We start from the raw sequence: 13,322 nt of genomic DNA, 5'->3' as shown, positions 1-13,322 counted from the left end.
CAGCGCTAAAGCTGAGGCCCTCATTATTGACGCCCGACAATCCTCGGGCGGCCAGCCTCAATCGAAGCGGAATTCCGACAGATCCACCGAGACGATGAGCGGCTCGGGAAGCGGTGTGTTGTCCGGCTTGCGCGGATAGATACGCATCTTCGAGGGGAGCACGATGCCATCGACCTTGACCGGATCGGTGAGGTAGCGCGCTGCCGCGTTCTTGCCCTGAATGTCCACTTCGTAGTCGTGGCGATAAAGGATGCCTTCCTCGTCGAAGTAGAAGGTCTGCTCGGTGCTGTGCGTGGCGATCTCGTCGGGGAAGCGAACGTGAAGGCGACGCAGGGTCTTCCCGTTTTCCTGCCACGGCTCGATCTCGTTGCAAACCACGCCCGGCCGCTTCAGAATGAAAGGTGACGTCAGGTAGGTCCACATCGTGTAACCCGAGAAGTACGCGACCTGCGGATTGCTCCACGGGGTCTCCATCTCATAGCCCTCGAAGGACTTGCGGGGATCCAGAAGTTCCTCGACGACAGCGCCCTCAGGTGTCTCGATCGTCACGCGACCGGGAGTGAACGCCGATTTGTTATCGGTCGGGGCAAAGGGCCAATGTGATACCCATTCCTTCTTGAGGTCCACCTTGACGTGGCAGTCCACCAAGACTTCGGCCTTGCCCTTGAGGCCCCAGAGGACGCCGCCCTGGTGCAGCTTGGCCGTCAGGTAAGAAAATTTCTGAAACTGCTCCATTCCCCCGTGCGCCTCGACGGCGATGTCTAACAGGTCCTTCATGCAACTGCTCCTTGGCTAGAGTTTGAAAGCTTCAACGCTCCTTTTCTCTACGAGGATCAGGCCCGACTTCATTGTAAGATTGGACACCTGTGAGCTGGGGCAGGTTGAGGTGCTACGCGCGTCGCTCTGCCAAAAGCGCACGCGCGACCTCCATGTCAGGGATTGCGGTGCTGGAGTCGAATTTCTCCAAAGCAGAGGCAAGTTCCTGCATTGCAGAGGCGGCTTCGGCTGGAACTGCCAAGTGGACTAGGCAGATCGCGCAGCGAAGTTCCCATATCACCGCCCCCATCGAGCGGGCCAAGCCGATCGCCTCCGCAAGGATCGTTCGAGCTTGTGCGCGGTCCCGCTTTATCAAGGACACCGCCTTAAGTCGGAGTAGTTCCGGTCTGCACCATCCGGCATCCCCCGATAACGCGTGGTCTATCGCGCCTTGAGAAGCCCTGCATCCGGCAAGCACCGTCATGTATTCGAGCCGCATGCCGACGCCGTCCAGCAGCGCCTGCTGCAGGGCCGTCTGTGTCTCTTCAGTCTGAGTGTCCTCGGGCACGACGAGATTGTAGCCATCGACCCACTCCTGCCATCTTACCAGCATGTCCTTTCCGGCGATGCGCTTCACCGCATCCAACCTCGATCTCGCCTTGTCAGTTTGGCCTGCGAGATAGGCGATTGGTATAGCGCTCAAGCACAGCATCAGGCAGGTGGATATCGAATGGCCGAGCTGCTCGCAGTCGGCAATGAGTTCATCGATACCGGAGAGGCTTCGATCGACTCTCCCCTCGAGGAAATCAATCATCGTGATGACCGACCTCGCTATCGTTCCCTGATCATATCCCGTGCCGTAGTTCTGCGTCGTGCGAACCGCGCGGCTGGCTTCAAACAGCGATAGCGTGGCCTGATCGCGGGAGGACTTGAGATCTCCGTGAAACAGATAATTGTGTTCAAGCAGCCTGCTATAGCTCAGAGCCCCGGGAAACCGTTTCTGCAGATCGGTAGCGACGGCGATCGATTGGAGATATCTGCCTTTCGAGCTTGCGACGGAGGCCATTCCGCCGTACGCGCGCATAATGAGCCCCGGGTTGCCAAGCTCTTCAGCGATTGCGGCAGCGCGTTCGAACTCGGCGCTCGATTCCTCGTCGCTCCGGAAGCCACCGATATGATACAGGGCGCTGGCCCTCGAGAGCCTCAACTGGAGCTCCACGTCGGTTCTCGGATGCAGGGTTGAAGAGAGATGACCGATAGCGCCTTCGGTCGCGATGAGTTGCTCGTTCATGGCGCCGAGTTGTACCCAGAGGGTGTTGGAGATCGCAACAAGCTCCACCGCGAGATTGAGGTCACCATGAGGCGCGCTCGCCCATTCGATAGCTGATCGTAGATCGTTGATCAGTGTTGCGTAGCGCCTCAGCCAGTCGCCTGTGGGAAGCTTGCTCCAATGGTGCTCCGCCCTCGACAACTCCTCGCGGCAGTATTCGGCGTGGGAAAGGCGACTGGTCGCCTCGAAAGCACCCGCGGCGAGCTTCTCCAACGCATAGCCCTTGGTAGTATCCAGAAGGCGATATCGACCATCGCCGCTCGAAACCGTTATAAGGGATTTGAGAAGCAGGCCGTCGAGGGCATTGTCAAATTTCTCGCCGGACAGTCTTTCCTGCACCAAGAACTCCGCGGCTTGCTCTGAGAAGGTGCCGGGAAAGACCGCGATGGCCGCGAAAAGCTCTTTTTCGTCGGTATTGAGGCTGTCGTAGCTCCAGTCCAATGTCGCCCTGAGAGTTTGCTGACGCGGGGGAGCGGTGCGCCGTCCCCTTCGCAGGATCGACAGCGGATTGTCCAGGGAGCCGAGAACACTCTTGAGGCCAAGGCTACTTACGCGAGACGCCGCCAGTTCGATCGCAAGCGGGATGCCGTCTAGGCTTCGGACGATCGCTGCAGCCGCCTGCAGGCTCGCTTCGTCTCGAAAATTATCGAGGTCTGAGGCAACCCTGACGGACTCCACGAACAATTCGATGGAGGGAATAGACAGAAGCTCCTGCGTCAACGTGTCAAAGTCTGGGACGGGCAGGGAAGGTAGCTGCCTGACACGCTCGCCTGCCACCCTTAGCGGCTCTCGGCTGGTTGCTAGTATCGACACCCGCGTGGTTGCTTTGAGAATTTGATCCACCTCGACTGCGACGGTCTCGATCAAGTGCTCGCAGTTGTCGAACAGAAAAAGGATGTCGCTCTTGTGAAGGGAATTGAGGACCGCTTGCCTGTAGTTATCCGTATAGAGAACCAAACCAAGCAAGGAGGCCAGCGTTGGCATGAGCAAGCGGCCGTCCTGCAATACCGCAAGATCGACAAAGACCACCCGCCTCGATGACTGAACACGAGTTGCTATCTCCAGTGCGACAGCAGTTTTGCCTATTCCACCCGATCCCGAGATCGTCAGCAATCTGGTCGACAAAAGGGCTTTCACGCTAGTCGCTATGAATTCCTCTCGCCCAATTAGGCGACCTGCGGAACGGGGTAGACTGGTTTCGGGTCCTTCCGCCAAGGCGCCTTGAGCGGCAAATTTTGAGAGTTCTATCGGAGCGACAAAGACATAGCCCCGACCCGCGATGTTCTCGATATACCGTTGCTCGCTGTATTCCCCGAGCGCCTTTCGCAGCGTCATCATGTGGACCCGCAACGCGCCCTCATCGACGGTTGTCGTGGGCCAGGCGGCTCGGAGCAGCTCTTCCTTGGAGACGATTTCGCCTGCCTTGCCAGCGAGAGCGACGAGTAGGTCCAGCGCTTTCTTGCCAAGCTGGTAGGGCCGACCGGATTCCGTCAGCTTCTTGTTGACCAGGTCGAGTTCAAAAGTGCCGAACTTAATAACAGTCATCGTAGAAACGCAGATCCTGCCAGAACTCAGTTCAATGACGGATATCACATCTGCATGGATTTCAAGCAACGGCTACAAGGATTCTGGCAATCATGCGGAAACGGGGCGGACTCCAACTCGCATCCGGGATAGCAGCGGTCGACAGTCTTGCAACTCAAGCGCTATGAGCGTTCCGAACACTTCTGGTTGGCAGGTCCAATCAGGGCTTCGAGACGTTCCACGTATTCACACAGTCGCGCCGAAGTTTTCTGGGCAGCGTCGATGTCGGGAATTTCTCGACCAAGCCAGCGAAGGTTCGTCTTAACGCCCAGCTTCAGAAGGTAGAGTAGCTCGGCGAGCTCAGTCGAGCGAGCCGCCTTGTCGGTCGGACCAACCTCTGCAATGCAGTCATCTGGACTCATTTTCCTGCCGGAACCAGAGTGATCGTCTGACATCGCGTTCAACTTCGCCATCTCCGCGGTATCCGGAAAGATACGTTTCCCGATCTCGATCATTGCCTTTTGCTTCTCTCGAACCACGACAATGTCGCAACGATTACCGATAGCCCACCCTCGAAAGAGGGGGTGGATTTCGATGATCTCCTGACAGTTCCGAGCAAATGGCGCATCAAGCTCTGTGTAAAAACCACTTGCGCCAGTCTGTAACAATACATTCAACGGCCACAGCGGCCTTGGCGAAAGCCTGGATTTGTGTGCCTGCCGCTTGTGTCAGCTGTGCCTTTCGGCATAATCCGACAGTCGATTTTGCGCATTGCGGGGGCGGGTCTTGCGTACTGTTATGTCATGGAGAGTTCTGCCGCGGACCTTGTTTTGGGTCATGGCGGTACAACTTTTCATCTCGACGCTCGTGAGCATTCCCGCCAGAGCAAGCGAATCCGTTCCCACGGCAACTGTCCTTCAAGAAATCCTTAGCAGCCGACTGATCCCGAAGAGCGATATCCAGTTCACAAAGCTGTCGTTGTCCCAAGGCCTCTCCCAGACCCGAGTCGGACAGATCATCCAGGATGACGACGGTTTCATGTGGCTTGGTGCTCAGCACGGGATAAACAGGTTCGACGGATATACCTTCCAGGTCTTCAAGCACGATCGAGACGATCCCGATAGCTTGAGCGGTGTTTACATCTATTCGACTTTCAAGGACCGCGACGGCACGATATGGATCGGAACGGACCAACTTCTCGATGCCTTCGACCGAAAGACGGGGAAGTTCAGACACTTTGCACTTGATGCGTCAACGCCGACGGTGCTTCAGATCAGCCAAGACCCGAGCGGCTTTCTTTGGTTGGCCACGTCGCAGGGCCTGTACAGGCTCGATACCTCAACGGGCAAGGTCAAGCGTTTTGGGCAGGAGCCCAGTCAGGAAAATGGGCTAAGTACTGACGATATCAAGTCGACCGGGACTGACCGCGAAGGCGTGTTCTGGGTGGCGACAGGGAACGGCCTCGAGGCATTTGATCCGGAAAGCGGCAAGGTCAGCCACCGTATTCCGCTGCGAATTGAAGCCAGAGAGTTTCAGTTTTTCGAGGACTCGAAGGGTCTTTTCTGGATTCTCTGGGGCTCGGGCAGCGGGCTCGCGCTCTACGATCGCGCGTCGGATACGGTGAAGAAAATCTCGTTCAGTAACACCGCCGACGGCCTGATGTCAGGCATCTACAAGATGATAGAAACCCGCAACGGCGATCTGTGGCTGGTGAGCATGGGCGCTGGCCTGTTGCGGTTCAATCGGGCTGATTTTACTTTCGATCAGTACGTTAACGATCCCACGGATCCTCAAAGCCTGTCCGAGAACAGGGTGATCGAAATCTTCGAAGATCGCCAGGGCAACATCTGGACAGGACTGCACGCGAGCCCGCCCAATGTTTTCACTCCGGAACCCTTGCCGTTCCGGAAAATTTGGCCGTATTCCGGCCACGTGAACAAGCTTGGGGAGACGTTTGTCAACGCGATCCTAGAAGATCGGAAGGGCAATGTCTGGATGGGCACAGGTGGCGCGCTGACGCGCGTCGATTCGGCAGGCCAATTACGAATATTCGACATTGCCGGAAACGGTGCTTCGGTAGAGATCCTCTCAATGGTGGAGGGCGATGACGGGACCCTCTGGATCGGGACTATCGGAACAGGCCTCATTTCCTTCGATCCGGAGACAGGCCGTACACAGGCGTTCAGATATCAACCGGGACGGCGCGACTGGATCAGTAGCGATGTGGTGACGCGGGTTTTCCTTGATCGACAAAGGGTATTATGGCTCGCGACCTGGAATGGTCTAAACCGTTTGGATACAAAGACGCTGACATTCAAGACGTACAGAGCTGACACGTCCTTGAACAAAGAACTCTTTTCGATCGACGAGGACGACCGGGATAACCTCTGGATCGGCTCACGTGTCGGGCTCGTAAAGTTTTCCAAGAAAACGGAGGAGTTCGAGGAATTTCGGCACGATCCGTCCGACCCGACGACGATCAGCAATAATACCACCAACAACGTATTCCGCGCCCGCGACGGGCGACTGTGGATTGCCACTCATAACGGCCTGAATATGTTCGATCCACAGACTCGAAAATTCACTGCGTATTTCGAGAAAGACGGCCTCGCCGGAAATGCGGTTAGCTGCACACGGCAGGATTCCGACGGAAATCTCTGGATCAGTACCAACCGGGGTGTTTCCAAGATGGACCCGGAGACTGCCAGCTTCGAGAATTTCACCAGCGCGGACGGCTTGCCGGGTAACGACATGGGGGGATGGCATGCCTGCAGCAGCGGACAGGCTGGGCGTATGTATTTTGCGGGTTTCCCGGGTGCTGCGGTCGTTGATCCTTCAAAAATCCGATCCCCTGCGCCGTCGGCCAAGGTATTGTTCACCGACGTTAGGGTAGCGGACAAATCGGTTCTCTATCCGCTCGGTGATCCGGATACCGGGTATCGAATTCGCTACGACCAGAATTTTGCAGTGAGCTTTTCGGCATTCGATTTCTCGAATCCGGCAGCCGTGAGATACAGGTACCGGATCGCCCCGCTCGAGACCGAGTGGCACCTCCTGCCAGCGGCGCTGAGGACAATCAACTTTGCGACTTTGCCGACCGGGACCTTCACACTCGTGGTGGAGGCTGCCACCGAGAGGGGAGAATGGGGAGGATCCGGCTCGTTGGCGATCCAAGTTTCTCCGCCATGGTGGTATACTTGGTGGTTCATAACGCTGTTCTGCATCCTGGCGATGGCGGCGATCTTCGCTGCCTACAAGGCTCGCATGATGCAAGTGGAAACGCTTTACAACGCCCGACTTGAGGAGCGGCTTGGCGAGAGGACACGCGTCGCGCGCGACCTTCACGACACGCTCCTGCAGAGCTTCCAAGGCTTGATCTATCGCCTCGAGGGGGTGAGGAACCTGCTTCCGGAAGAGCCGGGGAAGGCGTCCGAAATGCTTAACGTAATTCTTCTCAAGAGTGACGACGCGATAGTAGAGGGCAGGGAAACCATTCAGTCTCTTCGCGATCCCGCCAAGGCCACGGCCGACATAATCAAATTGATCGAGGAAGATGCTGCCGAGCTGTCGTCCCTTCAACCCGACGGAGCGCGCGCAAGCTTCTCGCTGAAGGTAGAAGGCAAGCTGCCGCGCCTCCCCGTCGAAGTACGAGATGAACTTCGCCAGATTTGCCGCGAGGCGCTTAGAAACGCGTATTTCCATTCGGGAGGCAAAGGCATCGAGTGCCTGCTCAGGTTTGAGGGCGCGCGAATGGAAATCACCGTTAGTGACAACGGAAAAGGAATGCCCTCCGAACCCGGAGAGATGCAAAATTCGGGACACTACGGCATATCCGGGATCTTGGAGCGTGCGGCAAATATCGAGGCGCAGCTGTCGATCTCGAGCCAGCAAGGAAGAGGAACGAAGGTGACCCTGAAAATGAACACGACCGAGTCAAAACTTCGATCGATTTCTCGCAACCTTGTCGCTCACCATGTACGCTAGCGCCTCCGGCCTGTACAAGGGCCCATCGTTCAAGTCTGAGGAATGCACAAACTGTCTCGGTCGCCGATCGCTATAGTTGAAGATGACCTTGCCGTAAGGCGGGCATACGCCGATCTATTCTGTTCTTATGACTGTGAAACCGTCGCCTTCCCGACGGCGGAGGAGTTTCTCGAACACATCGTGGACGAGACTGTGGCTTGCCTTATCTTGGACCAACGGCTGCCGGGGATGAGTGGCCTCGAGCTTCAAAGCTTGCTGCAAGAACGAGATGTAGCCTTCAAGACTGTTTTCATAACGTCGCAGGATGACGACACCACGAGAACCAAGGCTATGGAGGCTGGGGCCGCAGCGTTCTTTAGCAAGGGAAGCGACGTTGACGACATTATCGCCAGCGTCCTGCATCTAGCAGGTTACCACATCGACTGAGAACGTGACGTTTTCCGGTGGCCTCTTTTATCGGTTGTCACGTTCAAATTGACGCTGACCAGGCAGCGGCCGCGTCGTTCAAAGGAATCGAAAACGCCGCGACTGCCCCTCCGCCCTTTCTGTTGTGGAGGGTCAGCGTTCCGCCGAAGCCCTCGACAACGCTCTGACACACCGTCAAGCCGAACCCCAACCGGTTAGGTCTGGTGGAAAAGAACGGATCGAAGACGAGCGACAGGTGTTCCTCCTGCACGCCAGACCCGCGGTCAGACACTGAGATCCTCAGTTCCGTCGCTTGAGGTGGTCGCGATATCGCTACCGTGACACTTGCGGGCTTTCCTATGGCGTCTCCCGCCTCCAGCGCGTTCAACAAGAGAGCGCACAGTACCTGCTGTAAAGCGACCGGGTCGGCCTCGATCAGGGGAAGATCGTCATCGGCGGTTACCGTTACGGTGGCGTGCTTCGGATCGAATGGGCCGAGAACGAAATTGCGCGATCGCACAGCCAACTCAAAAATGTCTACGGGCTGCCTGTTCAGACGGTTCGGCTTGAGACTGTCCCTGGTCCGCGTTCCGATGTCGGTCAGGCGCTGGGCGTTCCATCGAAGCCTATCCATCACTTTCGCGACAGCTTCCGCGCCGCGCGGTCCCATGGCGACAAGCCTGTCCGCCGTAGCCAAATCGAGTGATATTGCTGTGATGGGTTGGCTCATCTCGTGAACTAGCGATGTAGACAGCGCAGACGCACAGGCGATTCTGTTTGCCTTGGATAGTTCCTTCCGGGCTGCTCCGGCTTCCCCAATTCGCTCATCTGAGCCTCGGGTATCGAATAGCGAAACCCTGGCAGCGCCGTCGTCAGTAATCCAGAGCGAAAAGGGATAAGAACTTGCCTCGCCGTCGGCATCTATCAACTCCGCAATTCCACATGTCGACGATAGACCATTGATCATGGCGGCAAGGATAGCGATTTCAACATCGAGTTTGCGAAAGTTGTCGGTTCTTGCCCACTCCGTAACCGTATCGAGAGTACCCTTGTGGCCAAGCGCTCTTGAGCCACCCTCGCTGGCCCGACGGATTCGGATCGTCTCCCTGATCTTGTCAGTCAGCACGGGATTTAAGATGACCTTCCCGGATATATCGAGCGCACCATTCTCTCTCAGCATGTCGGAGATTGGTTTCGCGGACGCTATGTCATATTCGAGCCAGGCAATCTCCCTTGTGTTGAAGAGCGTGCTCAGGCGCTCGTCGCAGCGGGCGACCGCTTTCTCGCACTCGTCGGCGACAGTCTGAAGGTCGAACTGCAGCCTCGAAATCATCTCGCGGTCTTCCACCTGGCTTTGGACGTCAACTAGACTCCCGAACCATTTGACGACCTCGCCGGATTCGGGCGATCGCACCGATCGGCCGAGCGATTCCATCCATCGGTATGAGCCGTCGTTCATGCGTACACGTGCATAGGCCGAATAGTTCGAGCTACCGTTTTCGACAGCCCCACGCCAAGCCTGATACATCTTGGGCCGATCCACCGGATGTATCGGGTCAGCCCAGCTTTGATCCCTTATCGCCTCAATACGCGGGATGCCGAATGTCTCCGTGTATCTTTCGTTGAGAAACTCGCACCGCCCATCAGCGCCGGTTCCCCACAAGATATGTGGTAACGCGTCGGCAAGTTCCTGTCGATTGTCAACGGGAGGGACTGGGGGACCAAGCGGACCGCGACGACGTTTACGCATCAAAAAGAGGATGGATGCGGTCATCGCGATTGCCGTTATTCCCGCGATTTCTACGAGATACGATGCTTGGAACCAAGCGTAAATGCGAGCGGGAGAAAACGAGTCTAGCCGTGCGATCAAGAACAAGGAAACAGCGATTATGGCCACGAAAGCAAACTGCCGCGTGGCACCTATCAAGTGCAACTGCTCGGTCACATGATCCATTGAGGAAACGATCCGGTTTGGCAGGCCAAAGCGACGGCTAGCGGCGAACGTACTGCGGATGCTCGACATCGCTTCCTCTCAAACTCTACCGTGTGGACCCGCCTCAAGGTAGACGGCTCGCGTTCTTCGGATGATTTGCTTTGGGAAGTCGAGAGCCTGAGCCGACCGCATGGATTCCGGGATCAGCTTCATAACAGCCAGGGCTCAGGTGACCCAGTAATCTGCGAGATCGACCTTCCGGGCAGCGCTTCCTTCTCCGCCGAAAACCAGGGCTCCCCACCCAATCCTCCGTTGCAAACTTGAGCTAACACCGATGTTTCCCGATCCGATACCTATCCATTGTGGTAGGTAAACGTGTTGAAGATATTCAACATCCATCCTGCTCAGGAGGCTTCAGAAAAGGTTGCCCCTCTTTCGAGGGTGGACAACTTCGGCTTGCGATCTACGATCGCCTGGTTTCTAGGAGGCCAAACTGATCAGCTCCGACGGAGGCGGATCAGGTCGAAAGCGAAGCAGTGGATCACGGGAGTGGCAATAATGGTGTTACGGACTGAAACTGGGCTTGTCGCTCACTGGATGAGCCAATCAGAAACCTTACAGTTTAAGTCACAGATCGATTACGAGGTTAGCTGACAGACATGGCATCGCGCCCCATACGTGTCATGACCGCCGACGATCATCTGCTAATCCGAGAAGGATTGGCGGCGCTCATTGCCGCGCACTCCGATATAGAGCTTGTGGGAGAGGCGGCCGATGGTGAACAGGCTATCCGACGTTACGGCGAACTCAAGCCCGATGTGATGCTTCTCGACCTGCAGCTTCCTAAGGTCCATGGCATCGATGTCCTGACCGAAATTCGCAAGGCATATCCCAACGCCCGCGTTATCATCTTGACGACCTACGACCTTGAACAACTGGCAAGCAAAGCGATAGCCGCGGGGGCTCAAGCCTATCTTCTCAAGTCATCCGTCAGGAAGGACCTGATAAACACGATCAGATCGGTGGCGATTGGGCGACGCCACGTCGACGCAGAGGTAGCGAACACCCTGGCGACATATGCGGACGGCGAGTCTCTCACCGCTCGTGAGATATCAGTCCTCGCGCTGGTCGCGGAGGGCAACTCGAACCGGGAGATTGGTCTGGTACTGGCGATCGCCGAGGAAACAGTGAAAGGCCACATCAAGAGCATACTGAGCAAGCTGACTGCGAACGACCGGGCACATGCCGTCGCGATTGGACTCAAGCGCGGCATAATCAGCCTCTGACGCCCGGTTGATTTCAGTCGTTAGATGTCCACGGTTTTGATATTTGGATTAAGGAGTGAGGCTATGGCAAAAGTGGATTGGAACGAATTTGTCGACTCTCACAAATCGGGGCACGGCGTAGGTGACGCTGACGGAAAGAAGCCCGCTTCCGTACGCTCTGTTCTCCTAGGCGCCGTTGCTGCGGCTGTTACAAGCGACTGGTCGGTGATGAGCACGAACTGAAAAACTAAAATCGGCGGAAAAATCGCCTCTGGGACGGTCTATCACCTGATATATAAAACAGTAGAGGACAAGGCCGCCGCCATCCAGGTCATCGGCGCTCAATCCCATCAGACGGCACCTAAACCCCAAAAGCCTTTTTGCCACATACAAGTACCTGGGCGACTTGACGCCCGTTGGCTACGAGAAGCTAGTGGCAGCACGTTCGAAGCCGAAACTGCGGAAGTAACGACGTTTGCACTACGCGCTGTATCCACCATCCACGTTCAGGACGCTTCCCGTGATGAATGCCGCTCCGGGACCAGCGAGAAACATAATAGCATCGGCCACTTCAGACGGCTTTCCCAGTCTTCGTAAAGCATTGGCATCTCTCTCGGCCGCAAGCATCTCTCTGGACAGCCCTTGGCCAGCATGGGATTCAATCGCGCCGATCTGAACAACGTTCACCGTTATCCCACGCGGCCCGAGGTCATGAGCGGCGCCCCGACAGAAAGCGGCGATCGCTGCCCGCGTCGCTGAAAAATCGGCAAGTCCCGGTGTTCCAACGCGGTCGGCAAGACAGGAGCCAAGGGCAACCACCCGGCCGCCGTCTGTCATGGACTTGGATGCGGCCTTGATCAGGGAAATGACGCTTCTGACGTCCGTGGCCATCTGTTCGTCGAGCGCGTCCTCGTCTACGTCCTCGTCATCGATCTGGCCTTCCACGCGCCGGAGGGTGTTGGTGACGAGCACGTCGATCCGTCCGAACGACGCGAGCACCGCGCGCACAAGCTGCGCAGCCTGCATACCGTTCGGTGATCCCGAGATCGGAAACCATACAACACGGCTACCGTAAGATCGCAATGACTCCATGAAGTGTGGAGTCGGCTCTGCCTCAAGGGCAAGCGCCAAGTCCGTTCCAGTTCGAGCGAGCGCTTGAACGGTCGCTACCCCAATGTCGCTGCTCGCCTGCGTTACGAGGGCCACCCGGGGACTGGCGCCCCTGTCCGAGTTAAGTTCCACCATGCCCACGGAATGCCTCATAGAGCTGCATTGATCTGGGAGAATCCGAGCCGGACTAGCGGCAAGGTCCTTGTCTTGCTGCTATCGTCCTCGTGGTGGCGGGTATTGTAAAATCCGGTTCCGGCGTTGTTATGGTTCCCGCCTTAACGGCATAACTTCTTTTTACATCCTATAACTCGTTTCACACGTCCCAACACGGCAACCTCAATGCATCGAAGCAGCGAGGACATCGCGATGGACACCTCCCTTTCCTTCAGTACCGTCCTGGACGGCGGCAGTGCGCCCCAGGTCTGGCAGGCCGAGATAGACTTTCAGGCGTTCGAAGGATGGTTCGACCGAAAGAACCTTTCAGATCGACAGCCTCCCGTGGCAGTGGCCTTCAAGGAGAAGGTTACCTCTGGACTCAGCGAATGGCAGCGAAAAAAAATCGTTCGCTACGTCGACGAAAACGTAGACACTCGGCTCCGGGTCAGCGATCTCAGCGAGCAGGTTCGCCTCAGCGTAAGCAGGTTTTCGAAGGGCTTCAACGTGACCTTCGGTCGCCCGCCATATGATTACGTCCTGTCCCGGCGCATTGAAGCGGCGAAATACCTGATCGCGTCGACCCAGGAGCCGCTTAGCCAGATCGCCCACGCCTGCGGTCTCAGCGATCAGGCGCATCTTTCCAAGGTCTTCAAGCGCCTTGTCGGAACAACTCCTCTCAAGTGGCGCAAGAACGCCTCGGTGTCTAAGACCAGGCAATGGGATTATCTCACTGCGGGTAGCCGGGCGGAGTCCGATATCGGCCCTCAGGTTTCAGTCGGATACTAGGATCACGCGGCGTGCGCCTCGCTGGCGCGCCGCCACGATCGGTAGCGTCCGGGTTCGTCGGTGCAGGATCGTC

Annotated in this window: 9 protein-coding genes; 4 read left to right on the top strand and 5 right to left on the bottom strand. The window is 56.9% G+C overall.

The window, feature by feature from the left end; genetic code table 11:
• Positions 1-57 precede the first annotated feature (57 nt).
• The 3 genes from AC1DIJ_RS00225 to AC1DIJ_RS00215 form a co-directional block, all read right to left on the bottom strand.
• Positions 58-777 carry a hypothetical protein gene (locus AC1DIJ_RS00225; protein ID WP_112388338.1) on the bottom strand — a complete coding sequence of 240 codons (720 nt, stop codon included), beginning with the start codon at positions 775-777 and terminating at the stop codon, positions 58-60.
• 112 nt (positions 778-889) lie between these two features.
• Positions 890-3,631 carry a helix-turn-helix transcriptional regulator gene (locus tag AC1DIJ_RS00220; protein ID WP_112388337.1) on the bottom strand — a complete coding sequence of 914 codons (2,742 nt, stop codon included), beginning with the start codon at positions 3,629-3,631 and terminating at the stop codon, positions 890-892.
• A 161-nt stretch (positions 3,632-3,792) separates the two neighbouring features.
• Entirely contained in the window at positions 3,793-4,125 is a 333-nt protein-coding gene (locus AC1DIJ_RS00215) for a hypothetical protein (RefSeq protein WP_112388336.1), read from the bottom strand.
• A 322-nt stretch (positions 4,126-4,447) separates the two neighbouring features.
• Here AC1DIJ_RS00215 and AC1DIJ_RS00210 point away from each other — a divergent pair, with 322 nt between their 5' ends.
• Entirely contained in the window at positions 4,448-7,594 is a 3,147-nt protein-coding gene (locus tag AC1DIJ_RS00210) for a sensor histidine kinase (protein ID WP_162705987.1), read from the top strand.
• A gap of 42 nt (positions 7,595-7,636) precedes the next feature.
• Positions 7,637-8,020 (top strand): response regulator, encoded by a 384-nt coding sequence (locus AC1DIJ_RS00205; RefSeq protein ID WP_112388334.1) that lies wholly within the window; start codon positions 7,637-7,639, stop codon positions 8,018-8,020.
• Between the two features lie 43 nt (positions 8,021-8,063).
• Here AC1DIJ_RS00205 and AC1DIJ_RS00200 read toward each other — a convergent pair whose 3' ends face one another.
• A complete protein-coding gene (locus AC1DIJ_RS00200) occupies positions 8,064-10,022 on the bottom strand; it encodes a sensor histidine kinase (RefSeq protein WP_112388333.1) in 1,959 nt (652 codons plus the stop codon).
• Positions 10,023-10,615: 593 nt separating this feature from the next.
• Between AC1DIJ_RS00200 and AC1DIJ_RS00195 the strand changes: the two genes are divergently transcribed.
• Positions 10,616-11,218: a response regulator gene (locus AC1DIJ_RS00195; RefSeq protein ID WP_477831148.1), complete on the top strand. Its 603-nt coding sequence runs from the start codon at positions 10,616-10,618 to the stop codon at positions 11,216-11,218.
• Positions 11,219-11,677: 459 nt separating this feature from the next.
• On the opposite strand, the gene AC1DIJ_RS00190 is transcribed toward AC1DIJ_RS00195, so the two are convergent.
• On the bottom strand, positions 11,678-12,442 hold the full coding sequence (locus AC1DIJ_RS00190; RefSeq protein ID WP_112388330.1) for an SDR family NAD(P)-dependent oxidoreductase: 765 nt from the start codon (positions 12,440-12,442) through the stop codon (positions 11,678-11,680).
• Between the two features lie 231 nt (positions 12,443-12,673).
• On the opposite strand from AC1DIJ_RS00190, the gene AC1DIJ_RS00185 reads away from it, so the two are divergent.
• Complete coding sequence (locus tag AC1DIJ_RS00185) at positions 12,674-13,249, top strand: helix-turn-helix domain-containing protein (protein WP_112388994.1); 576 nt, start codon at positions 12,674-12,676, stop codon at positions 13,247-13,249.
• The last annotated feature ends 73 nt before the right edge of the window (positions 13,250-13,322 follow it).

This window comes from Rhizobium sp. 10N427, assembly GCF_056394605.1.
Note: the sequence above shows the minus strand (reverse complement) of the source record. Positions and strands in the feature narration are given on the sequence as shown.

Coding starts and splice junctions, on each gene's coding strand:
- AC1DIJ_RS00225 (WP_112388338.1), bottom strand. CDS start 777: ATGAAGGACCTGTTAGACATCGCCGTCGAGGCGCACGGGGGAATGGAG.
- AC1DIJ_RS00220 (WP_112388337.1), bottom strand. CDS start 3,631: ATGACTGTTATTAAGTTCGGCACTTTTGAACTCGACCTGGTCAACAAG.
- AC1DIJ_RS00215 (WP_112388336.1), bottom strand. CDS start 4,125: ATGATCGAGATCGGGAAACGTATCTTTCCGGATACCGCGGAGATGGCG.
- AC1DIJ_RS00210 (WP_162705987.1), top strand. CDS start 4,448: ATGGCGGTACAACTTTTCATCTCGACGCTCGTGAGCATTCCCGCCAGA.
- AC1DIJ_RS00205 (WP_112388334.1), top strand. CDS start 7,637: ATGCACAAACTGTCTCGGTCGCCGATCGCTATAGTTGAAGATGACCTT.
- AC1DIJ_RS00200 (WP_112388333.1), bottom strand. CDS start 10,022: ATGTCGAGCATCCGCAGTACGTTCGCCGCTAGCCGTCGCTTTGGCCTG.
- AC1DIJ_RS00195 (WP_477831148.1), top strand. CDS start 10,616: ATGACCGCCGACGATCATCTGCTAATCCGAGAAGGATTGGCGGCGCTC.
- AC1DIJ_RS00190 (WP_112388330.1), bottom strand. CDS start 12,442: ATGGTGGAACTTAACTCGGACAGGGGCGCCAGTCCCCGGGTGGCCCTC.
- AC1DIJ_RS00185 (WP_112388994.1), top strand. CDS start 12,674: ATGGACACCTCCCTTTCCTTCAGTACCGTCCTGGACGGCGGCAGTGCG.